The following is a 22696-nucleotide window of genomic DNA, read 5'->3' on the forward strand; positions in this document are numbered from 1 at the left end:
TCGCTTCGGGCGGCCCGTTGTGGAGCGAGCGAATGCCCTTGTTTCTTCTCCTCGCCGGGAGAAGAAAGATGCGGCGACGCTGCACCTCATCCGCACGCCGTTCTAACTGCCTTACCGCCCACCCCAGCGATTGCGAAACACCAGCTCCTCCAGCGGCACGCGCTGCCGCCAGCCCTTCACCGCCAGCTCCGGCTCGGTATAGAGCGCATCGACGCGCCCGAGGCACAGCCAGGCGACGATTTCGATATGCTCGGGGATATCGAGAATGGCGCGAACATCACTATCGTGGAAAATGCTGACCCAGCCGACGCCGATGCCTTCGGCGCGGGCGGCAAGCCAGAGGTTCTGGATAGCGCAGACGGTGGAATAAACATCCGTGCGCGGATTGTGGGTGCGGCCCAGCACCACCTTGCCGCCGCGGGTGGGATCGCAGGTGACGCAGATGCTGAGCGGTGCCTTGCGGATACCCTCTAGTTTCAGGCTGCGATAAAGCGCCTGCTTCTCACCCTCAAACATCGCCGCCGCCTCCTCATTGGCGCGGCTGAAGGCCACCCATGCGGCCTGGCGCACCCCTCCATCGGTGACGAGGGTGAAGTTCCACGGCTGCATGAAACCGACCGAGGGCGCGGAATGCGCCGCTTTCAGCAGGCGTTCCACCAGCTCCTCCGGCAAGGGATCGGGCAGGAACTGGTCGCGCACATCACGCCGCGTCTCGATGGCGCGGTAGATCGCTTCGCGTTCCGCACCGGAAAACGGGCGGGCGGGTGAAAGCGCGTGATCGAATGGATTGGCTTGCAATGGATTGCCAGCGGACGGATCGGTCGGCATCGTTTAACCCCAACAATGCGGGCGCGCCGGTGCAGAAACCATGCCGGTTTTGCAGCGATGACGCGCCTCTTCAGCAACCTGCCGCCGTCCGCGCGGTTCGGTCTATCCTGCCAGGCCGGTCTTCTGACTAAGCTTCATCCGCCCCTTTCGCCTTCCCGAATTGCTTCAGTGGCATGAGAAAAAGAGCATCCGCCTTACAGCGTTGGGCACGTTCCGGTCTTTCACCGGATTCCCGATTCTCCCGCCGCAAGGGCGGGCACCTGACCGGAGAAGCTATGGGCAAAAAAGCTTGCAAGCACAAGTGTCCCACGGGTGGTGCGGCAATGTGGCCTGCCGCACCTTACCGTCATCATTCCACCGGGAAATACCTGACATAAGCAAACTCATCGCCATCCGGCGACCAGTTGGGCGAATTCATCGTTCCTTGCCCGCCAAACAGGTCGAACAGCGTTTCGACATTGTCGCCATCCATATCCATCAGCCGCACCCGCACATCGAGATCACGCGGATGGTCGAAGACATCGCCGTCATAAGAAACGAACACCACCTTGTCACCCGAAGGAGACGGATGCGGGAACCAGTCGCCATAGGCGCTGTCGGTGATGCGCTCGACGCTGGAACCATCCACCCGCACGCGCCAAATCTGCATCTGGCCGGTTCGGCTGGAGTTGAAATAGATCCATCGTCCATCCTGCGAATAATCCGGGCCGTCGTTGCGGCCTTCACCATGGGTGAGGCGCGTTTCAACGCCGCTGTCTATGTCCATGGAATAAATATCGAAAACCTGATCGCGAATGCCGCAATAGGTAAAACTCTTCCCGTCCGGCGACCAGCCATGCCAGTAGGAGGGAAGGTTCTTCGTCATCAGCCGCGGTGTGCCGCCCGTCGACGGCAAAAGGTAGATCGCGCTCTTGCCGAACTCCACCTTGTCGGAAATGGCATAGAGCGCACCATCGGGCGAAATGCCGTGGTCGTTATTGCAGATTGTCGCAAAGCCGGTGTCGACCTTTTCCGGCGAAGGGTCGCCGGCAAGTGACAGGCGATAAAGCAGGCCGTCGCAGTTCAACAGCAGATATTTCCCGTCCGGCGACCAGTTCGGCGCTTCAAACAGCTCCGGCGTCTGCCAGACCACCCGCATCTTCCGGGTCCGGATGTTGAAGATTTCGATGGAACTGCGCATGCTGCCTCCCGGGCCTGTCGATAGTCTGGTGTGGAGCGTCGACTGGCGCAGACATTCCGTTTGCGCACCTTACCGATCCCGGAACCGGTTGGTAATCGGATAACGCCGGTCCCGCCCGAAATTCTTCTTGGTGATCTTCACACCCGGAGCCGATTGCCGGCGCTTATATTCGGCCAGATAAAGCAGATGCTCGACCCGGTGCACAGTGGCCACATCATGGCCGCGCGCCAGGATTTCCTCGACCGACATTTCCTTCTCGACAAGGCATTCGAGAATATCATCCAGCACCGGATAGGGTGGCAGCGAATCCTGGTCGGTCTGGTTGGGGCGCAGTTCGGCCGATGGCGCCTTGGCGATGATATTGGCGGGGATCACCTCACCGGAAGGGCCGAGCGCGCCCGGCGGCACATGGGCGTTGCGCCAGCTGGAAATGGCGTAGACCTGCATCTTGTAGAGGTCCTTGATCGGATTGAAACCGCCATTCATGTCGCCATAAAGCGTCGCATAACCCACCGACATTTCCGACTTGTTGCCGGTCGTTACCACCATCGAGCCGAACTTGTTGGACACGGCCATCAAAATGGTGCCACGCGTGCGGCTCTGCAGGTTTTCTTCGGTAATGCCCTCTTCCGTGCCCTCGAAGAGTTCTGAAAGTGCCGAGAGAAAGCCTTCCACCGGCTCGACGATCGGCACGATATCGTAACGGCAGCCGAGCGCTCTCGCACAATCGGCGGCGTCCTTCAGCGATTCTTCCGAGGTGTAGCGGTAGGGCAGCATGATGCAGCGTACCCGCTCCTCACCCAGCGCATCGACGGCAAGGGCTGCGCAGATCGCCGAATCGATGCCGCCGGAAAGGCCAAGCACCACGCTCTTGAAGCCGTTCTTGTTGACGTAATCCCTAAAGCCCAGCATGCAGGCGCGGTAATCCGCCTCCTCGCCCTCAGGGATTTTCGAGAAAGGCCCGCTGTCGCAATGCCAGCCATCTGCGGTGCGTTTCCAGTCGGTGACGGCAAGTGTGGCCTCGAACTGGCTCATCTGAAAGGCCAGCGTCTTGTCGGCATTAAAGCCGAAGCTCGCACCATCAAATACCAGCTCATCCTGTCCGCCCAGCTGATTGGCGAAAACCAGCGGCAGGCCGCTTTCAATCACCTGCCTGAGCGCCACCTGATGGCGCACATCCAGCTTGCCGCGATAATAGGGCGACCCATTCGGCACCAGCAGGATTTCCGCCCCGCTTTCGGCCAGCGTCTCGCACACGCCCATGTCGTTCCAGATTTCCTCGCAGATCGGAATGCCGATCCGCACACCGCGGAAATTATAGGGCCCGGAAATCGACCCTTCTTCGAAAACACGTTTTTCGTCGAACTCGCCGTAATTCGGCAGATCGATCTTGTCACGCAACGCGATGATCTTGCCACCATCCAGAAGCGCAACCGAATTGTGCCGGCCCGTCTCGCCCTGACGCGGAAAACCGATGACGACGCCCGGCCCGCCATCGGCGGTCTCCGCCGCCAATTCTTCCACCGCCTTCACGCAGGCCTTCAGAAAAGCCGGCTTAAGCACCAGATCCTCCGGCGGATAGCCTGAAATGAACAGCTCGGTCAGAAGCAGGAGATCGGCGCCCTGCGTTGCCGCATCGGCCCGCGCCTCACGCGCCCTGGCGAGGTTACCCGCCACGTCGCCAACAGTCGGATTGAACTGCCCGACGGCAATTCGAAGATGGTTCTGGATATCGTGTCTGTCGCTCATGCCATTTCAATACCGCGCCCGTGGCCGCTCCGCAACGCGGCAATTGCATGCGGTCGCTTGGGGCAAGACGCCACGGCTGCGTTCACGCTAAGGTTATCACCGCCCCAACCATCCTCCGCAAAGTTCATGTCGCGTTCATCGCGCTTATGTGACAGTTACATGACAATTTTGCGACGTCCGATTCACCTCCCCGGATCGGCGCTGCCGCCTGAAATACCGGAGTATGAGTTTGAGAGATTCGGCGCCAAAAACAACGGCTTCCGAAAAGGCTGGTCTTGTCTTTTCGCCTGCGGGACTGAGGAGCCTTTCGAAGCTTTCGGGTACGGCCTATACGCTTGCCAATCTGACGATCGCATCCATTGTGCTTGTCGTGGCGCTGGAATGGATCGCCCGCGGTTCGCCCCGTGATGTCGGCGCTTTCCTCACCTCCCCGGCCCGCCCGGGCGTAACCACCATCGCCGCCGTACTCGCCCTTCTGGTGGCGCTGGATGCGATCCTTGGCCGGCGTTATCTCTCGCTGATTGCCGTCGCGCCGCTCTGCGCGCTGACGGGACTGATTTCCGCCCAGAAACAGACTTATCTCTCCGATCCACTTTATCCTTCCGACCTTTTATTCGGCCGGCAGATCCTCGAGCTTCTGCCGACCATGCTGAAGGCCCAGCCCCTGACGGCAGCACTGGTGGGCCTCGGCCTCTGCGCCGCCATCGCAGCCCTTGTGGCGCTATGGCTGCTGGCGCGCCGCCATTCGCCGGGCTTGAGCTGGCGTGAACGCGTTGCGGGCCTCGTTCTGGCGCTGCCGCTTCTCGCAGGCCTCGCCTCGCTGATGGACTATTCGCATTATTCCTGGGTGCGCGATCGCCTCAACATCATTCCCATGATGTGGGACCAGCAGGAGAACTACCGCCATAATGGCTTCCTGATGGCCTTCGCCTTTAATATCCCCATGGCCAATGTCGCGGCACCCGAGGGTTATGGCGACAACAGCATCGCCGACCTCACCTCGAAATCCGCCTCCTTCGCCGCCAACAAGGGCGATTACCCTGATGTCATCATGCTGATGAGCGAATCGCTATGGGATCCGGCCCGGCTGGAGAATGTCGAACTTTCGGCCGATCCCATGCCGACCATCCGCGCCAAACAGTCCGGCAATGTGTTTTCGCCTGAGTTCGGCGGCATGACGGCCAATGTGGAATTTGAGGCGCTGACCGGCTTTTCCAACGCCTTCCTGCCCTATGGCAGTATTCCCTATCAGCAATATATCCGCCGTCCGGTGCCCTCGCTTGCGAGCTTCTTCCGGGGCGAAGGATATTCCGCCATCGCCATGCATCCGTTCCAGGAATGGTTCTGGAACCGCAAGCAGGTCTACAAGAATTTCGGCTTTGAAGAATTCCGCTCTGAAGAGACGCTACCGGCGATGGAAAAACGCGGCAACTTCGCCTCCGACGATGCGCTGATGGATGAAATCATGGCGACCGCTGATACGGCAACGAACCCGCTCTTCCTGTTTGCCGTCACCCTGCAGGGACACGGCCCTTACGAAACGAACCGTTATGCCGAAAACACCATTGGCGTGACGGGCGGTCTTTCCACCTCAGCCTCAGAGGCGCTCGCCACCTATTCGCAGGGTGTCGTGGAAGCAGACGAAGCACTGCTGAAGCTGATGCGCTGGGCAAAAAAACGCGACCGCGAAACCATCATCGTCCTCTTCGGCGATCACCTGCCGCCGCTCGGCCAGACCTTCGTGGAAAGCGGTTACATGCCGGGCATGGTGGCCAGCCGCCGCGCGCCGCTTGATGTGATGAAGAAGGAACATGAAACGCCGCTCGTCGTCTGGTCCTCCAAGAAAGGCGTGCGCAAGAATATCGGCACCATCAGCCCGGCGCTCCTGCCCTATCATGTGCTGAAGACCGCAGGCTTCTCCGATCCTTTCTACACCGGCACGCTGGGTGACGTTCAGCAGGAATTCTCCGTCATCGACCGGCACATGCTGGTGGCGACGGACGGCAAGGCCCTGCCCGACTGGTCGATCGCGCCGAACGCCGTTCCCGATGTGGTGCGCGATTATCGCCTGCTGCAATTCGATATGATGTTCGGCGCGCAATATGGCCGCGAGCGTTTCTTCCCCGGCTTTAACTGGCTGCATGAGGGCGCACCGGCGGTCTGATGGTTCTGGCTAGGGCGCCTGAACCATATGGCGGTGGAAATCGTTTGAATTCCGCCACCATGCGGGTTTATCTCGGGAAAACGCACAGGCACCCCCATCAGAACCGGAGACACACCGTGTCAGATATCTCCGACTATATCGTCTCGCATTTCAAGCGCTCCTCCCGTGAAATCGGCGAGGTGGAACGGCGCATCCTGGAACTGTCGCACCAGAAGAAGCTGGTTTCGAGCGACATCAATGCGGAATTTTCCGCCGGCGCCAGCTTGGGCGACAGGCTGGCGGATAATATCGCCAAGGTCGGCGGCTCCTGGGGGTTCATTCTCAGCTTCTGCTTTTTCCTGATCTTCTGGGCCATCATCAACACCATCGTGCTGACCACCCGCGCCTTCGACCCCTACCCCTTCATCTTCCTCAATCTGCTTCTCTCGATGCTGGCCGCCATCCAGGCGCCGATCATCATGATGTCGCAAAACCGCCAGGCCGCCCGCGACCGTTTCGAGGCCGCCAAGGACTATGAGGTGAACCTGAAGGCCGAGCTGGAGGTTCTGTCGCTGCATGAAAAGATCGATGTGAAGGTGCTCGCCGAACTGGCGGCACTGCGCCAGGACATCGCCGCCATCCACCACCACGTCACCCGCAAAGACGACTGACGCGAAAAAACATCTTCCCCGCTTTTCCCCACCCCGCGCCGCACTGTTAGAGTGAACGCAGTCCTGCCGGGTGAACGCCAGACGTGGCGGAAACTAGAGGACGGTCCTGGTGGTGGAACGCTGGCAACGTTCGTGGAAAGGACCATTTCGCAAAGCGCCGTGCACGGCCCTTGCGAGATACGGCATGGTGAAAGACCCGGCTGCGCAACGCATCCGACCCACACCAACCTCACCTGAAGCGCAGCCGGGGATCGCCCGGTGCTCTCCATCCATACCCCGCATGGCAGCGCTGTGCGGGATGAAGCTGTTGGTTTTTTGGGGGGTTCAGGAAGTGCGCGGGGCTTTACCCCCCTCTGCCCTGCCGGGCATCTCCCCCTCAAGGGGGGAGATCGATCTGCGGCGAGGTTTCGCCCCTCTCAACGTTTGAAGATGAAGCGACAAAAGGGCCTCCTGCTGATCTCCCCCCTTGAGGGGGAGATGCCCGGCAGGGCAGAGGGGGGTAAAGTCCCACCCACCGTCCCTCCGATACAAATCGGACAACCCTCCTAAAAATCCATCCCAGTTACGAATCCGTCAGATTCTTACGCTACAGATTGACGCAGGCGTTTGTTGCATTGCACACTTGCGGGCAAGGCTGATACGGGAATCACTCCCCATCGTCCAAATGGCATCACGACCATTTCGCGACGACGCCACGCCGGATGCGACATCCGGTATCGAAATACATTCTGTTCCGGGGTTTTTCATGTACCAGTTCGATCTGATTGTTGTCGGCAGCGGTCCGGCGGGAAGACGAGCCGCCATCCAGGCCGCCAAGCTCGAAAAGAAGGTTCTGGTCATCGAGAAAGGCAGCCGTGTCGGCGGTGTTTCCGTGCATACCGGCACCATCCCGTCCAAGACCCTGCGCGAAACCGCGCTCAATCTCACCGGCTGGCGCGAGCGCGGTTTTTACGGCCGTGCCTATCGCGTCAAGCAGGAGATCGACGCCGACGATCTGCGCCGCCGTCTGCTCATCACGCTCGATCATGAAGTCGAGGTGCTGGAGCATCAGTTCGCCCGCAACCGCGTGCAGCACATTCGCGGCACGGCAAGCTTCATCGACGCCAACACGATGAAAGTCGTGAAGAGCGACGGTGAAGTCATGACCGTCACTGCCACCTCCATTCTGCTCACCATCGGCACCCGGCCCTACCGGCCGCCGCATATTCCCTTCGATGGCCAGGCGGTGCTCGATTCGGATGAGATTCTCGAGATCAAGGAATTGCCGCGCTCCATGGTCGTCGTCGGTGCCGGCGTCATCGGCATCGAATATGCGACGATCTTCAGCGCGCTCGATACGCAGGTAACGGTGGTGGAACCACGCGAGACCATGCTGGAATTCATCGATAAGGAAATCGTCGAGGATTTCACCTATCAGCTGCGCGACCGCAATATGAAGCTGATCTTCGGCCAGAAGGCGGAAAAGGTGGAGCGGGACGAAAGCGGCAAATGCCTCGTTTCGCTCAGCAACGGCCGCGTCCTGAAAGCCGAGACCGTACTCTTCGCCGCCGGCCGCGTCGGCGCCACCGATACGCTCAATCTTTCCGCCTGCGGGCTGGAGGCCGACAGCCGTGGCCGCATGAAGGTCGATCCCGAGACTTTTCAGACCTCGGTGCCGAACATCTATGCCGCCGGCGATATCATCGGTTTCCCGAGCCTTGCCTCCACGTCAATGGAACAGGGCCGCATCGCCGCCCGCCATGCCGTCGGCGCACCGGCCGGCGAACCGCCGCAATTCTTCCCCTACGGCATCTATGCCGTGCCTGAGATCTCCACCTGCGGCCTGACGGAAGAGGAAGTTGTTGAACGCGGCATTCCCTATGAATGCGGCATCGCCCATTTCCGCGAAACCTCGCGCGGCCACATCATGGGCCTCGACAGCGGCCTGTTGAAGATGATCTTCTCGCTGAAAACCCGCCGCCTGCTCGGCGTCCACATCGTCGGCGAAGGCGCGACAGAACTGGTGCATATCGGACAGGCGGTGCTAAACCTCAAAGGCACGGTGGAATATTTCGTGGAGAATACGTTCAACTATCCGACGCTGGCAGAAGCCTACAAGATCGCCGGGCTGGATGCGTGGAACCGCATGGGTGAGTTGAAGAAGGATTGAGGTTTTGTTGCAGGTAAGAGATCATCTGCGATGTGCAAAAACTCTCCTGCCCATCACGCTCGGGCCTGTCCCGAGCATCTGCAACGTTTCGCTTTATGCGACGTGATTAGATTCTTGGGACAAGCCCAAGAATGACGCCGCGTATGGAACGAGGATGCCTATCACCTCGCATTCATTCGATGATGGGTGACGCGCACCCTCACCACCGAATGCTATACCGCGCACTCACCCCTGGCCGGAAATGATCCGCATATCCCTGATCAAGCGTACCCCGCACCGTCAGATGATCGCCCAGTTTCTGCTCCACCGCCACACCGCTGCTGAACTCGTTGAAGCTGTTGCGGCTAGCCCCCGTCAGCACAAAGGCGGTGCCGGTTTCGGAGCGGGACAGGCGCAGCGACTGTGATACATCAAGCCCGTTCCATTGCTGCGCCGTGCCGTCGTAACGCACGGTAAAATTACGGTTCGCCTCGATATCAAGTTCCGGCGTGACGATACGCTTCTGCTGCGAGGTCATGGAAACGCTGCTCGACCCCGTCAGCGCGTTGACCATGACGCCCACGTCACGCGCGAGCGAAACACCGGGAAGCTGCTCGGCCAGCAGCGTGACATTACCCCATAGCCTCACCGGCGTATCCACCACCTGCCCCGCCTTCGAAGCACTCATGCCCATTTCCAGCCCGGCCCGGATCGGCGTATCGACCGGCAGCTTCGCGCCGATGCGCGCGGTATAAGATCGGTCGGAATTCTTGACCGGCTTCCAGATCAACCCGGCGTCATCGCCAAGAGCAGATGTTGAGATCCCCACGAACGCCATAAGCTGCAGGCCGAAGATGAAAATGGATGTGCGTGATGGCATATCTTGTTCCCAAGCCATTTAAGGGCATGCCGGGAGACCCGGTCATGCACGGTAAAAGTCGAGTCCAACGACATTGTCGGCGACGAGGGCCCTCCATCAGGATGACCCGTTTTCCCAGAACGGCAGCACGGAGCAGCCGGGAAATCATGGTGGCTATTGTGCCAGATGAACTGGAGATGAACAAGCGCACATGCAGCAAAATTATGTGCGGTGCGATCAAGATGGAATGGAGCGCTGCCCCTCGTGGCCTCATTTCACCAACTGCGGTCATACCATTGGAACCTGGTATCACAACACCAACCCGCCGAACTGATTCTGGTAAGCCGTTGGACTTACGCCCGCTCGTTTTCGGAAGTGGTGCCTAAAGGTATCAGACGATCCAATCCCTACGGCTGCTGCGATCTCGTCGATGCTATGACGTCGCGCGATCAGGAGAGATTTGGCCGCCTCAATCCTTTCACCAACGAGCCATTCACCAGGTGGCCGACCCGTTGCTTCGGTAAAGCGGCGGACGAAGGTCCGCAGGCTCATTCCGCATTCGGATGCCATTCGTTCTAACGTCCATGACCCACGAAGGTCCGCGCGCATCTTATCCAAGAGTGGAGCGACCGCTGACTGGTGCGCTGCCGGAACGGGGCGCTCTAGAAATTGCGCCTGTCCGCCTGTGCGATGGGCGGGCATGACGAGGCGCCGTGCGACCGAGTTCGCGGCCTCAGCGCCGTAGTCCTGACGGACGATCTCAATCAAGAGATCGATTCCTGCCGCGCTTCCGGCCGATGTGTAGATGCGCTCGTGAGAGCGATAAAGTGACACTTCGTCAACTCGGACTGCCGCGTGGCGCGACCGGAGAGCGTCAGCATAGCGCCAATGCGTGGTCGCGGTCGCGCCATCGAGAAGGCCTGTGGCCGCAAGCACGAACGCACCAGAACAGATCGATGCCAATCGCGCTCCGCGCTCATACGCCCTGCGGAGCAGATCGATAAGGCTCTGCGGAACAGCCTCGTCTATGCCTCTCCATCCAGGTACTATGACGATGTCGGCCTTATCGATTAACTCAGGCCCACAATCAGGTGTCAACAGAAACCCGCCATGAGCGCGAAGCGGTCCCTCTTCGACTGCGCAGCTCGCAAACCTGTACCAGGCATCTCCCATCTCAGGTCTGGGAAGCCCGAATATCTCGGCGACGATACCGAACTCGAAGGTGCAGAGACCATCATAGAGAACAGCGACAACTAGGGGCCCGTTTAAGTTTGGCATGATGTGCCCGTATAATGTCATTCATGCCAATTGCAAGCACAAACACCCTTAAGCAAAAATGAGGCTCAAACGTCAAGGAGCCGAAAATGCCTAACGCCGTCATTTCCATCCCCGCCGCCCCGAGCAACATTGCTCGCGAGCATTTTGCCGCTGAATTCACGTTCGAGACGGATTGCTGGGACGTTCATGCTGCACTCGCAGAACAGCAAGGTTTCGTCCTTCTGGATGTGCGCGGACCAGCAATGTTTGCCGAGGGCCATGTACCTGGAGCTATTCATCTGCCTCATGGTAAGATGACTCGTTCCAAAATGGACCGCTGGCCTGCGGACACTCTCTTCGTAACCTATTGCGCAGGTCCTCATTGCAATGGAGCGGCACGTGGAGCACTTCGCCTCGCCGAACTCGGTCGCCCGGTAAAAATCATGGCTGGCGGCGTCACTGGTTGGATTGATGAAGGATTCGAACTCGCCAAGGGTCCTGAAGCGTGAATTACACGATCCAGACGCCCACCCTGTCCGACGCTTCGGCTCTATACCGATTGGTCAAGGAACACGCGGCGTTCGAGAAGAGCGTCGCATCTCTGACAGAGATGGACCTCGGCTTACTCCAGGGTCAGCATGAAGCCATTCGATTTCTTGTCGCGGCCGAGGGGCAAACGCTCCTCGGCTATGCAGCGGTGACTTTCGATTGGTCAGTCTGGCGAGCGCGACGTTACGCTCATCTGGATTGCCTGTTCGTTTCCGAACTTAATCGCGGAGGAGGCATCGGTGGACGCCTGTTTGCTGCAGCGAAGATTGTTGCGATGCAGGAAGGTGTCGATCGAATGGAATGGCAGACGCCAATCTGGAACGATCAAGCCGTTCGTTTCTACCGTCGTGAGGGAGCGAATTACCAGAACAAGTCGCGGTTCTTCATAATGTTTTGAAGTGATCTGGCGGTTCATGGACTGCCAAATGATGAAATTTGGCAGACTGTGGATCACCGCTAAGAGCCCAAACCCGGTATCCTACCATCACCAAAATAACAAAAAGGCCGCAGCTTTCGCCACGGCCCTTCCATTCAATCAGCTTGCACTGAAGAAGATTATTCGGCGTCGGCCTCAGTGGCCTTCTTCTTGGCCGGAGCCTTCTTCTTCGGAGCGGCTTCTTCGCCTTCAGCGGCGTCGTCAGACTTGGCAGCAGCCTTTTTCTTGGCCGGAGCCTTCTTCTTGGTTTCCGTTTCTTCTTCGCCGTCGTCAGCCAGCAGCTCTTCCTTGGAAACGGTCTTGTCCGTTACCGAGATTTCGGTGAGCAGCTTGTCGATGACCTTCTCTTCGAAGATCGGAGCGCGCAGCGAAGCGGAAGCGCCTGGCGTGTTGCGGAAGAAATCGAGGATTTCCTTCTGCTGGCCCGGGAACTGCTGCAGCTGCTGGAACAGCGCGCGCTGCATTTCTTCTTCGGTCACTTCGACGCCGGCCTTTTCGCCGATTTCAGAAAGAACGAGGCCGAGACGGACGCGGCGTTCAGCAAGCTTGCGATATTCTTCGCGTGCTTCTTCTTCGGTCGTGTCTTCGTCAGCGAAGGTCTTGCCGGACTGGGCGAGATCGGTGTTGATCTGGCGCCAGATGTTGTCGAACTCGGCGTCGACGAGGCCAGCCGGCGTGTCGAACTTGTACATCTCGTCCAGCTGGTCGAGGATCTGACGCTTGACCTTCTGGCGGGTGACGTTGCCGAACTGGCTTTCGATCTGGCCCTTGACGATTTCCTTCAGCTTTTCAGCCGATTCGAGACCGAGCTTTTCAGCCAGTTCGTCGTTGATTTCGACAGCAGCAGCGGCAGCAACTTCCTTGACGGTGACGTCGAAGGTGGCGTCCTTGCCTGCGAGGTTCGCAGCCGGGTAGTCGGCCGGGAAGGTCACAGTGATGGTCTTTTCGTCGCCGGCCTTAACGCCAACGAGCTGATCTTCGAAGCCGGGGATGAAGCGGCCCGAACCGAGAACCAGTTCAGCGTCTTCAGCAGTGCCGCCATCGAAGGCAACGCCGTCAACCTTGCCGAGATAGTTCATGGTGACGCGGTCGCCATCAGCGGCCTTGCCCTTCTTGGTCTCGTAGGTACGGGCGCTTTCGGCGATCTTGAGGATCTGCTCGTTGATTTCGTCTTCGGAGACTTCAACAACTTCGCGGGTAACCTTGATGCCGTCATTGGCCTTCAGTTCGATGGCCGGAATGATTTCGTAGGCAACGGTGAATTCGAAATCGGATTCGGCCGACAGGATCTTTTCGGCTTCCTGCTCGTCTTCGGTCATGGAGATGGCCGGCTGCGTTGCAGACTTCTCACCGCGGCTGGAAAGGATTTCGGAAGGCTTCTCACGAACCAGCTCGTTGACGAGGTCGGCCATGATGGACTTGCCGTACATCTTCTTCAGGTGACCCATCGGCACCTTGCCCGGACGGAAACCGTTGATGCGAACCTTGTCCTTGGCGTCAACCAGGCGCTCATCCAGACGGGCCTTCATGTCGGCAGCCGGGATAACGATTTTGAGTTCGCGCTTCAGCCCATCAGCGAGCGTTTCGATAACCTGCATTTTCCTAACCTTCACATCATGGCGGCGGTGCTCAGACAGCCGTTGGTTTACTTTCGAGCACTGCGCCGGAAACATCGTTCCCCGGCCGTGGCTTCCCTTATTTCTTTACACAAGCGCCTGCCGGACACCGTTTCGCCTGCACCGGAGAAAAAGACCAAAGGGGAGAAATGAACCCCGAAGCTCCCCGCATCTTATAAAGATGCACTCTGGCACAAGCGTGGCACAGCCATGCTTTGCTTGTGGTGCGGGTAGAGAGACTCGAACTCCCACGCCGAAGCGTTGGTACCTAAAACCAATGCGTCTACCAATTCCGCCATACCCGCACGTTGGGCGGCGGTATGTCACAATGTTCTGAAAGGGTCAAGCACGCCGTATGGCCGCCTTTCGTTTCCTCCGGACTTTTATTGACCGCACCGAATTGCTGGAAGGCGGCGAGCCCTCTTCCGCTGCTTGCCACCAGCGCGGGACGGAAATGAACAGGCAATCAGGCAGGCCTTGTCCCGAACAGGAAAACCACCCGCATCTCCACTCTTCGTTCTCAATGCAGCCCCGCGCCTGCAAGGGAAGCGCATCCGGCAAGGCGGCAATATTTATGCGGCTATGCTGACATTATATATAGCACCGCTTGCGGCTGGCAGTGCCGAAGGGTTGCCCGCTGTCAAACCCGCAATCCAGCCTTCCGCCTTCGCACACCGCCCCGCACCGGGCTTGCACCGGCTCCGCCGCACGTCTTCGCATCGCAGAACCCTCTATAGCCACCAAAAGCTCATAAATTGGTCACAAATTATGCATGAATCACCGCAATCGGGTCAATTTACCGGCTTGCCTTGCGTTTCGTGCATAGGTGACATCTTGCTTTGTCTGTTTTTGTTTCGCTTAAACCGATTATATTCATGGTCATACAGAGATCAGTTCAGCCCCGGACCAAAGCCTCCCAAGACTGGCCGCAGAGACTGAACAGCACGAAGAGGAAGATGAAAATGAACATTGCACGCTCGCTGACCAACTGGCGCAAGTATCGTCAGACCGTAACCGAACTCGGCCGCATGAGCGACCGCGAACTGAATGACCTCGGCATCGGCCGTCAGGACATCCGCCGCGTCGCCAAGACCGCCGTCGGCTTCTAATAATAAAACGCGCCGCCGCTCATTGCGGCGGATGCGCAGACGATTTCCCCAAAAAGGCCTGAGGCTCCCGCCTCTGGCCTTTTTTCGTTTGGGCTCCGAACACCCAAATGCATCGTCGTGCATCTTCAGGGCATGACGCATCAAAACGCATGCGTCAAAGCAGCGCCGGCAGGCCCTCCGGCCTCCTCCGCCCGCCCGAAACACCCGCCAAAACCCTCCGCATCAGCCGAATCCAGCAAAAGCGCCCGAAACGCAGGCACTTCCGCCCATATTTTGCTCAGGTGCCGCTTGAAGCCGCAAATTTAGCCGACATAGTGCACAAATGCATGGCAGTAGCCTAAATTCTGCACTGCACAACATGGCTCAATGTCTATATATAAAACCTCAACAGCCGAGAGCACAGAAACACTGAGCCGGCCGACGAAATCAAAGAAAGATTGAGGAAACGATCATGAACCCTATCCGCATCGCAAAGAACTGGATCTCCTACCGCCGCACGATCAACGAACTCGGCAGCCTGTCCAACCAGGCCCTGAGCGACATCGGCCTGACACGTTACGACATCCGTAACGTTGCTTCCCGTTCGTTCCGCTAAGGCGTAAAAGATCGTCCCGCTGCCCGACCTCCAGGGCGCGACGATCGAGCGACAGGTTTTAAGAAAACGGCGCCTCTGGCGCCGTTTTTGATTCCGGGGGTTCGGCTGGAGAAACCAGCCTTTGGAAAAGCGCCCGGCATCGCAGCATGTTTCTTCTCCCCGGCGAGGAGAAGAAACCAGCGGCATGCGCTCGATCCATAACGCCAATCGGCTATTCCCGCGCTTATTCCCCCCGCAAAAACATTTGGCTGCCCCGGCCATGCATGCTAGTGCATCCCGCAACAATGCCGCGTCCTCAAGGGACCCGAGCGAAACCATCACTCGAATGACAGCCGCCGGACGGGAGCTTTGCCCCGCGTGCGGTTCATGGACGCCAGTATGCAAGACAAGACCCATTCTCCCATTCACGTCGTGGGCGGCGGACTGGCCGGCTCGGAAGCCGCATGGCAGATTGCTGAGAGCGGTGTGCCCGTCATCCTGCACGAAATGCGCGGCGTGCGCGGCACGGATGCGCATAAGGGCGATACGCTGGCGGAACTGGTCTGTTCCAACTCCTTCCGCTCCGACGACGCGACGGCCAATGCGGTCGGCGTCATCCATGCGGAAATGCGGCTTGCCGGCTCGCTGATCATCGCCTGCGCCGACAAACACCAGGTGCCGGCCGGCGGCGCACTGGCCGTCGACCGTGACGGGTTTTCGCAGGCCGTAACGGATATGCTTGAAAATCACCCATTGGTGACAATTGTCCGCGAAGAAGTAACAGGCCTGCCCCCGAAGGAATGGGGCAGCACCATCATCGCCACCGGCCCGCTCACCTCACCGGATCTGGCAGCAGCGGTTCAGGCTGAGACGGGCGAAGATGCGCTGGCATTCTTTGACGCCATTGCCCCCATCCTGCACCGCGACAGCATCAACATGGATATCTGCTGGTACCAGTCGCGTTACGACAAGGTCGGCCCTGGCGGCACGGGCAAGGATTACATCAACTGCCCGATGGACGAGGAGCAATATAACGCCTTCATCGACGCGCTGATCGCCGGCGATACGGTCGGTTTTAAGGAATGGGAAGGCACGCCCTATTTCGACGGCTGCCTGCCGATCGAGATCATGGCGGAGCGCGGCCGCCAGACGCTGCGCCACGGCCCGATGAAGCCGATGGGCCTCACCAACGCCCATAACCCGACCGTTAAAGCCTATGCGGTCGTCCAGTTGCGGCAGGACAATGCGCTCGGCACGCTCTACAACATGGTCGGTTTCCAGACCAAGCTGAAATACGGTGTGCAGGCGGACGTGTTCCGCATGATTCCGGGTCTGGAAAATGCGGAATTCGCGCGCCTAGGCGGCCTGCACCGCAATACCTATATCGATTCTCCCATCCTGCTCGACCGCTCGCTGAGGCTGAAATCGCGGCCCGACCTGCGTTTTGCCGGCCAGATCACCGGCTGCGAAGGGTATGTGGAAAGCGCCTCCGTCGGGCTGCTCGCCGGCCGCTTCGCCGCTGCGGAGCGCAAGGGCGAGGCCCCGAGCCTGCCGCCGGCCACCACGGCGCTGGGCTCGCTCCTCAACCACATCACCGGCGGCCACCTCTCATCCGATGATGAGCCGGGCAAGCGTTCCTTTCAGCCCATGAACATCAATTTCGGCCTGTTCCCGGAACTGGAGCCGGGCTCCATCGTCAAGCCTGATGGTGTGAAACGTTTTCGCGGCAAGGACAAGACGATCATGAAACGCCAGCTCGTCGCAGCGCGGGCGCTGAAGGATTGTGCGGCGTGGCTTGGCGTGGAACGCGTCGCAACGAAACAAGAGAGCGACGCAACGCCATAGGCCCTGCCCGCATCTATCAGCCAGAATAAAGGGGCGTGTGACCGCACATGCCCTTTTTCCATTCCGGGTCACCGGATTTTGCCTTGCCCGGCCAGCCGCGCTCGGGCAAAACCTTTTTACTTTGATATTAAAGACTGAGGAGATCGAATATGGACGTTCGCGCCGCCGTTGCTATTCAGGCAGGAAAACCGCTCGAGGTCATGACCGTTCAGCTTGAAGGTCCCCGCGCCGGTGAAGTGCTGATCGAGGTTAAGGCCACCGGCATCTGCCACACCGACGATTTCACCCTCTCTGGCGCTGACCCGGAAGGCCTGTTCCCGGCAATCCTCGGCCATGAAGGTGCGGGCATCGTCGTGGATGTCGGCCCCGGCGTCACCTCGGTCAAGAAGGGCGACCACGTCATTCCGCTCTACACGCCGGAATGCCGCGAATGCTACTCCTGCACCTCGCGCAAGACCAATCTCTGCACCTCCATCCGCGCCACCCAGGGCCAGGGCGTGATGCCTGACGGCACCTCGCGCTTCTCGATCGGCAAGGACAAGATCCACCACTATATGGGTTGCTCGACCTTCTCGAATTTCACCGTCCTGCCGGAAATCGCGCTGGCCAAGATCAACCCGGACGCGCCCTTCGACAAGGTCTGCTACATCGGCTGCGGCGTCACGACCGGTATCGGCGCCGTCATCAACACCGCCAAGGTCGAGATTGGCTCCACGGCGATCGTCTTCGGTCTCGGCGGCATCGGTCTCAACGTGCTGCAGGGCCTGCGTCTTGCCGGTGCGGACATGATCATCGGCGTCGATATCAACAACGACCGCAAGGCCTGGGGCGAAAAATTCGGCATGACCCACTTCGTCAATCCGAAGGAAGTCGGCGACGACATCGTGCCCTATCTCGTCAACATGACGAAGCGTAATGGCGACCTGATCGGCGGCGCAGACTATACGTTCGACTGCACCGGCAACACCAAGGTCATGCGCCAGGCGCTGGAAGCCTCGCATCGCGGCTGGGGCAAGTCGGTCATCATCGGCGTCGCCGGTGCCGGCCAGGAAATCTCCACGCGTCCGTTCCAGCTGGTCACCGGCCGCAACTGGATGGGCACCGCCTTCGGCGGCGCGCGCGGCCGCACCGATGTGCCGAAGATCGTCGACTGGTACATGGAAGGCAAGATCCAGATCGACCCGATGATCACTCACACCATGCCGCTCGAAGACATCAACAAGGGCTTTGAGCTGATGCACAAGGGTGAATCGATCCGCGGCGTCGTTGTTTATTGATTCCGTGCGAAGGCGGGCGCGCCTGACGGTGCGCCCGCCATTCATGTAAATGTGATCGCCGCCGGCCTCCTGCAGCCATGGCGATTAACGGCACGGTAAATCTATCGTCGTAAGCCAATACTGCGCGGCGGAGTTGAAAATCTCTCCCCGGCCAGAGCAAGGCCAGTGAGCGGAGAGCGACCCCTGAAAATCGTACCGATAGACAACGGAAACCGCGCCGCCGCCGTTGGACTTCTGGCGAAAGGTTTCTCGGAAAAAAGCGAGGCCTTCTGGGCGCGTGGCCTGTCGCTTATCGGTGAACATCACGAGCGGCGTCATCTCGGCCCGATCGGCCAGTTGCTGATGAAGGGCGACGATGCCGCAGGTGTGCTGCTGACGATCAGAAGCCGCCTGCCCGATACCGGCCGGGTTATCGTCAATCTTTCAAGCTGGTATGTCGAACCGTCCTGCCGCTGGTTCGCGCCGCGCATGCTGCAGATGGCGTCATCGGACGAAAACGAACTCTTCACCGATCTCACCGCCTCGCCCGAAGCCAGCAAGCTGAACGAGCGGCTGGGTTTTCACACGGTGACGGATTGCACATTGTTTTATCCCCTGCCGCTGACGGCATTTCGTCCGGCAGGCGCGCGGCTCCATCCGCTGACGCAGACAACGGCGGAAACCCTGTCTTCTGAAATACGCGAGATGCTGGAAGACCACGCCCGTCTCGGCTGCATCGTGGCCATCCTGGAGGCGGAAGGCCGACGCCACCCGCTGGTATTCCTGAAAACCACGACGAAAAAACTGCCCTCCGCCCGTCTGATCTATTGCGAGGACCGGCAGATCGCACAACGGCACCTGCCCGCCATTGCCCGCCACCTGCTTGGCAAAGGCCGGCTTGCCCTGACCATGGCGGCTTGCGAAAAAGACCGTCGCGCCGGTGGCTTTGCCGCACATAAATTCGCGCCAATACAAGTAAAAGGCGCATGGAACCCACAATTTATTAACGAAACATACTCAGAGTTGGTGTTATTGCCACCCTAGGTATTCTAGTGAATCCTGCGTGACCTGATGGAATCCTGGCCTTTACAGGCAAAGCGTCGTTCCGGAGCGGGTCCATGGGGATCAAACGGGGAATTGGAGAACAAGCATGCTCGTGGCGAAAGAAAATGAAATCGACGTTGCCGACACCATTTATTCCTACCTTGCTGACCGTTTTCCCGCCTACGCGCCTTTCTCCGCCGACACCGAGCTTCTCGAAGGCGGCGTGATCGATTCGCTCGGCTTTCTGGAACTGATGGTCTTTCTCGGCGAAAGTTTCGGCATCATTCTGAATGACGAGCATTTCACCCCTGACAATCTCGGCACGCCCGCCGATCTCATCACCTTCGTTCTGAGGGAACGGAGGAAATGACACCGCATTTCCTGCTGCACCATCTTCTGGCTGCCCGTGCGGCAAGCGAGGATCAGGCGCTTGTGCATAAGGAACAATTGCTGACTTATCGCGAATTCGCGGAGGCAGCAGCACATTGTGCAGCGGCATTGCAGGAAGCAGGCGCAGAGCGCGGCGATCGCGTCGTCATCTACCTGCCACGCGGCATCGAGGAATGCTGGTCGATCTTCGGCGTCAGCATGGCATCGGGCGTTTTCGTTCCAGTCAATGCGCTGCTGAAGGCGCAGCAAATTCGCCATATCGTCAGCGACTGCGGCGCGAAGATCGTCATTAGCAGCACGGCAATGATGGATGAGCTGAAGACGGCGTTGACTGACCTTCCGCATGTCACGATCCTGCCGGTGGAAGAGATCACGGCACGCAAAAACACTGCCGCCCGCCCTTCGGCGGCAATCGGTGAAGACCTCGCGGCCATCCTTTATACATCCGGCTCCACCGGCTCGCCCAAGGGTGTGATGCTGTCGCACCGCAATCTTCTGGCCGGTGCGCGGATCGTGCGTACCTATCTCGATATTACCGGCAAGGACCGTATTCTCTCCCTCCTGCCCTTCAGCTTCGATTATGGCCTCAACCAGCTGCTGACGGCGGTGGAACAGGGCGCGACCACTATCATCTCCACCTTCCGGCTGGGCGACGAGATCGTCCGCGATCTGCGCGACCAGGCCGTGACCGGTCTTGCCGGTGTACCGACAATCTGGGCGATCCTGACGCGGGCAGCCCCTTTGCTTGCTAAAACGCCTTTGCCGCATCTGCGTTACATCACCAATTCCGGCGGGCGTGTGCCGCAGGAAACCGTGAAGGCGCTGCGCGAAAAGCTGCCGGACACGAAAATCTATCTGATGTATGGCCTGACCGAGGCCTTCCGCTCCACCTTCCTGCCGCCGGACGAAATCGACCGCCGCCCGACCTCCATCGGCAAGGCCATTCCCGAATGTGAAATCTTCATCGTCACCGATAAGGGACAAAGGGCGAAACCGGGCGAGCCCGGCATTCTCGTGCATCGTGGCCCGACAGTCTCTCTCGGCTACTGGAACCGGCCGGAAGACACGGCAAAGGTGCTGCGCCCGCATCCCTTCATTCCGGCAACGCTCGGCGGTGAGACGGTGTGTTATTCCGGTGATCTGGCGGTAGAGGACGAAGACGGTTTCTTCAGCTTCGTTGCCCGCAACGATGCGATGATCAAATCCTCGGGCTATCGCATCAGCCCGACCGAAGTCGAGGAAAGCCTGATGTCGACGGGGCTGTTCCGTGAGGTCGCCGTTATCGGCCTGCCAGACCCCTTTGCCGGCGAAAAAGTACACGCCGTGGCAACCGCGGCCAATGAGACTATCGATGTTTCGGCAGCGCTGAAGAAAGCCGCCGAAATGCTCGCCCCCTTCATGATCCCGCGCGCCATCGAACTGGTCGAGCGGCTGCCGATCACCGCCAATGGCAAGGTGGATTACCGCGCGTTGGTGCGCGAACGGACGGACAATGGCGCCCACGGATAAATCCCAGAACCACGGCCCGGCCCTTGCCGCCGGACTATTCGATATCAACGAAAACGATCTATTGATCGGCGGACTTTCGGTGCGCGATATCGTTGCCGAGACGGGAACCCCGTGTTTTCTCTATGATAACAGCGCCATGCGCCGCGCCTATCGCGATCTCGAAACAGCGCTTTCCGGTTTTGCCGATATCTATTATTCGGTGAAGGCCAATCCCCTGCCCGCAATAATCTCACTCTTCCGGCAGGAAGGCGCCGGCGCTGAAATCGCCTCCGTCGGTGAATATCGCGCTGCCGTGAAGGCCGGTGTCGCGCCTGATAACATCATCTTCGCCGGCCCCGGCAAGGGCATGACCGAATTGCGCGAGGTGATCGAGGGCGGTATCGGCGAAATCCACATCGAGAGTGCGGAAGAAATCGCCCGCATCGAGGCGATTGGCAGGTCGGTCAAGGCGTCGATCCGCATCAATCCGGTGCCGGATGCGCAGGCGGGCGCCATGCGCATGGGCGGCAAGGCCACCGCCTTCGGGTTCGACGAGGAAGAGCTGGAAAACGTCCTGAAGCTCTTTGCGAACGTCAGACATATCGATCTCGTTGGTATCCATATTTACGGCGGCACGCAGATCCTCGATGCAGACATGCTTGTCTCCCAATGGCGACACGCCATCGCTCTTGCAGGTCGCATGGCGCAAATGCTCGGCAAACCGCTCGAAACCATCGATCTCGGCGGCGGCCTCGGCATCCCCTATTTCACCGGGGAAACACCGCTCGATCTCGCCAAGGTGGCTGCCGCCATTCCCGATCTCAAGGCGCTTCTAAAGGCGCATCCGCTGATCGCCGATGCCCATGTCATCGTCGAACCCGGCCGCTTCCTCGCCGGCCCTGGCGGCCTCTATGTGGTAGAGGTCAACTCGGTAAAGACCTCGCGCGGCACCACCTTCGTGGTCACGGATGGCGGCATGCACCACCACCTGGCAGCCTCCGGCAATCTCGGCCAGATCGTCAAACGCAACTACCCCATCGTCGCACCGGCCATGATGCAGGCGGCACACGATGAGACAGCCACCATCGTCGGCCCGCTCTGCACCCCGCTCGATACGCTCGCCCGCAATGCGGCCCTACCAAAACTGAAAGCCGGCGATCTCGTGGCCATCCTGCAATCGGGCGCCTATGGCGCAAGCGCCAGCCCATCGGGCTTTCTCAGCCACCCAGCGGCGACGGAAGTGCTGGTGGAGGATGGTGCGGTTGAGGTGATCGTGCGGTGAAGGGTGGAGGGCGCAAAAAAGAACTGCTTGTGCAGATATTATACGAAGGTCATTTCTATATATTATCCAACATTCTAGCCACATTATACCATTATCTTGGTAAATGCCGATGCGCCGACGCATTACCATTTGCGCCGGCGCGAAAGAGTTCGCGGATCACAACCTACCCGGCGTGCAGGAGCGACCCTGGCATGACGTATATGTGGAGGAGCCCTTCATTTTCGTAATGGTGGAGCGTCCTCCGGCGGGCGCGCCACTCATGCATCCAGTTTTGCAGGAGCCGCTGTCACGC

19 protein-coding genes, 1 tRNA gene and 1 riboswitch are annotated in these 22696 nt (G+C 59.4%); of the genes, 13 read left to right on the forward strand and 7 right to left on the reverse strand.

Annotated features, from left to right (window positions below):
* Positions 1 to 111: 111 nt before the first annotated feature.
* The 3 genes from bluB to GSF67_RS07075 all read right to left on the reverse strand — a co-directional run bounded on the left by bluB (position 112) and on the right by GSF67_RS07075 (position 3757).
* Positions 112 to 828, reverse strand: a complete 717-nt coding sequence (bluB, locus tag GSF67_RS07065; protein ID WP_006316679.1) for a 5,6-dimethylbenzimidazole synthase — start codon at positions 826 to 828, stop codon at positions 112 to 114.
* Between the two features lie 95 nt (positions 829 to 923).
* Positions 924 to 1107, reverse strand: a riboswitch (cobalamin riboswitch).
* Between the two features lie 70 nt (positions 1108 to 1177).
* Entirely contained in the window at positions 1178 to 2008 is an 831-nt protein-coding gene (locus GSF67_RS07070) for a TolB family protein (RefSeq protein WP_006316678.1), read from the reverse strand.
* 69 nt (positions 2009 to 2077) lie between these two features.
* Positions 2078 to 3757 (reverse strand): NAD+ synthase, encoded by a 1680-nt coding sequence (locus tag GSF67_RS07075; RefSeq protein WP_006316677.1) that lies wholly within the window; start codon positions 3755 to 3757, stop codon positions 2078 to 2080.
* Positions 3758 to 3980: 223 nt separating this feature from the next.
* Between GSF67_RS07075 and GSF67_RS07080 the strand changes: the two genes are divergently transcribed.
* The 3 genes from GSF67_RS07080 to sthA all read left to right on the forward strand — a co-directional run bounded on the left by GSF67_RS07080 (position 3981) and on the right by sthA (position 8720).
* Positions 3981 to 5921: an LTA synthase family protein gene (locus GSF67_RS07080; RefSeq protein WP_006316676.1), complete on the forward strand. Its 1941-nt coding sequence runs from the start codon at positions 3981 to 3983 to the stop codon at positions 5919 to 5921.
* 116 nt (positions 5922 to 6037) lie between these two features.
* The gene (locus GSF67_RS07085) at positions 6038 to 6571 is read left to right on the forward strand and encodes a DUF1003 domain-containing protein (protein WP_006316675.1); all 534 of its coding nucleotides are present in this window, start codon (positions 6038 to 6040) and stop codon (positions 6569 to 6571) included.
* A 745-nt stretch (positions 6572 to 7316) separates the two neighbouring features.
* Entirely contained in the window at positions 7317 to 8720 is a 1404-nt protein-coding gene (sthA, locus tag GSF67_RS07090) for a Si-specific NAD(P)(+) transhydrogenase (protein ID WP_035215927.1), read from the forward strand.
* A 199-nt stretch (positions 8721 to 8919) separates the two neighbouring features.
* Here the strand turns inward: sthA and GSF67_RS07095 are convergent, their stop codons facing one another.
* Complete coding sequence (locus GSF67_RS07095) at positions 8920 to 9537, reverse strand: hypothetical protein (protein WP_085944120.1); 618 nt, start codon at positions 9535 to 9537, stop codon at positions 8920 to 8922.
* A 330-nt stretch (positions 9538 to 9867) separates the two neighbouring features.
* The gene (gene ftrA / locus GSF67_RS07100) at positions 9868 to 10857 is read right to left on the reverse strand and encodes a transcriptional regulator FtrA (protein ID WP_006314453.1); all 990 of its coding nucleotides are present in this window, start codon (positions 10855 to 10857) and stop codon (positions 9868 to 9870) included.
* A 65-nt stretch (positions 10858 to 10922) separates the two neighbouring features.
* Between ftrA and GSF67_RS07105 the strand changes: the two genes are divergently transcribed.
* Both GSF67_RS07105 and GSF67_RS07110 read left to right on the forward strand, forming a co-directional pair.
* Complete coding sequence (locus GSF67_RS07105; protein ID WP_006314452.1) at positions 10923 to 11324, forward strand: rhodanese-like domain-containing protein; 402 nt, start codon at positions 10923 to 10925, stop codon at positions 11322 to 11324.
* The gene (locus GSF67_RS07110) at positions 11321 to 11761 is read left to right on the forward strand and encodes a GNAT family N-acetyltransferase (RefSeq protein ID WP_006314451.1); all 441 of its coding nucleotides are present in this window, start codon (positions 11321 to 11323) and stop codon (positions 11759 to 11761) included. The genes GSF67_RS07105 and GSF67_RS07110 overlap by 4 nt, the downstream gene beginning before the upstream one ends.
* 158 nt (positions 11762 to 11919) lie before the next feature.
* Here GSF67_RS07110 and tig read toward each other — a convergent pair whose 3' ends face one another.
* Together tig and GSF67_RS07120 are read right to left on the reverse strand one after the other, a co-directional pair.
* Positions 11920 to 13398 carry a trigger factor gene (gene tig / locus GSF67_RS07115; RefSeq protein WP_035215923.1) on the reverse strand — a complete coding sequence of 493 codons (1479 nt, stop codon included), beginning with the start codon at positions 13396 to 13398 and terminating at the stop codon, positions 11920 to 11922.
* Positions 13399 to 13638: 240 nt separating this feature from the next.
* Positions 13639 to 13721: transfer RNA gene (locus GSF67_RS07120), tRNA-Leu, on the reverse strand.
* Between the two features lie 657 nt (positions 13722 to 14378).
* Here GSF67_RS07120 and GSF67_RS07125 point away from each other — a divergent pair.
* The 8 genes from GSF67_RS07125 to GSF67_RS07160 all read left to right on the forward strand — a co-directional run bounded on the left by GSF67_RS07125 (position 14379) and on the right by GSF67_RS07160 (position 22404).
* The gene (locus GSF67_RS07125; protein ID WP_006314448.1) at positions 14379 to 14525 is read left to right on the forward strand and encodes a DUF1127 domain-containing protein; all 147 of its coding nucleotides are present in this window, start codon (positions 14379 to 14381) and stop codon (positions 14523 to 14525) included.
* A 451-nt stretch (positions 14526 to 14976) separates the two neighbouring features.
* The gene (locus tag GSF67_RS07130; protein WP_003515516.1) at positions 14977 to 15120 is read left to right on the forward strand and encodes a DUF1127 domain-containing protein; all 144 of its coding nucleotides are present in this window, start codon (positions 14977 to 14979) and stop codon (positions 15118 to 15120) included.
* 366 nt (positions 15121 to 15486) lie between these two features.
* The gene (gene trmFO / locus GSF67_RS07135; RefSeq protein WP_006314445.1) at positions 15487 to 16944 is read left to right on the forward strand and encodes a methylenetetrahydrofolate--tRNA-(uracil(54)-C(5))-methyltransferase (FADH(2)-oxidizing) TrmFO; all 1458 of its coding nucleotides are present in this window, start codon (positions 15487 to 15489) and stop codon (positions 16942 to 16944) included.
* Between the two features lie 149 nt (positions 16945 to 17093).
* On the forward strand, positions 17094 to 18221 hold the full coding sequence (locus GSF67_RS07140; RefSeq protein ID WP_006314443.1) for an S-(hydroxymethyl)glutathione dehydrogenase/class III alcohol dehydrogenase: 1128 nt from the start codon (positions 17094 to 17096) through the stop codon (positions 18219 to 18221).
* Positions 18222 to 18503: 282 nt separating this feature from the next.
* Positions 18504 to 19244 carry a hypothetical protein gene (locus GSF67_RS07145; RefSeq protein ID WP_035216023.1) on the forward strand — a complete coding sequence of 247 codons (741 nt, stop codon included), beginning with the start codon at positions 18504 to 18506 and terminating at the stop codon, positions 19242 to 19244.
* A 106-nt stretch (positions 19245 to 19350) separates the two neighbouring features.
* Entirely contained in the window at positions 19351 to 19614 is a 264-nt protein-coding gene (locus GSF67_RS07150; protein WP_006314441.1) for an acyl carrier protein, read from the forward strand.
* Entirely contained in the window at positions 19611 to 21143 is a 1533-nt protein-coding gene (locus GSF67_RS07155) for an AMP-binding protein (protein WP_006314440.1), read from the forward strand. Before GSF67_RS07150 ends, GSF67_RS07155 begins: the two co-directional genes overlap by 4 nt.
* Positions 21127 to 22404 carry a type III PLP-dependent enzyme gene (locus GSF67_RS07160; RefSeq protein WP_006314439.1) on the forward strand — a complete coding sequence of 426 codons (1278 nt, stop codon included), beginning with the start codon at positions 21127 to 21129 and terminating at the stop codon, positions 22402 to 22404. Before GSF67_RS07155 ends, GSF67_RS07160 begins: the two co-directional genes overlap by 17 nt.
* Positions 22405 to 22696: the final 292 nt, after the last annotated feature.

Origin of the sequence: Agrobacterium sp. CGMCC 11546 (genome assembly GCF_013365515.1) — a bacterium.
Lineage (GTDB): Bacteria > Pseudomonadota > Alphaproteobacteria > Rhizobiales > Rhizobiaceae > Agrobacterium > Agrobacterium fabrum.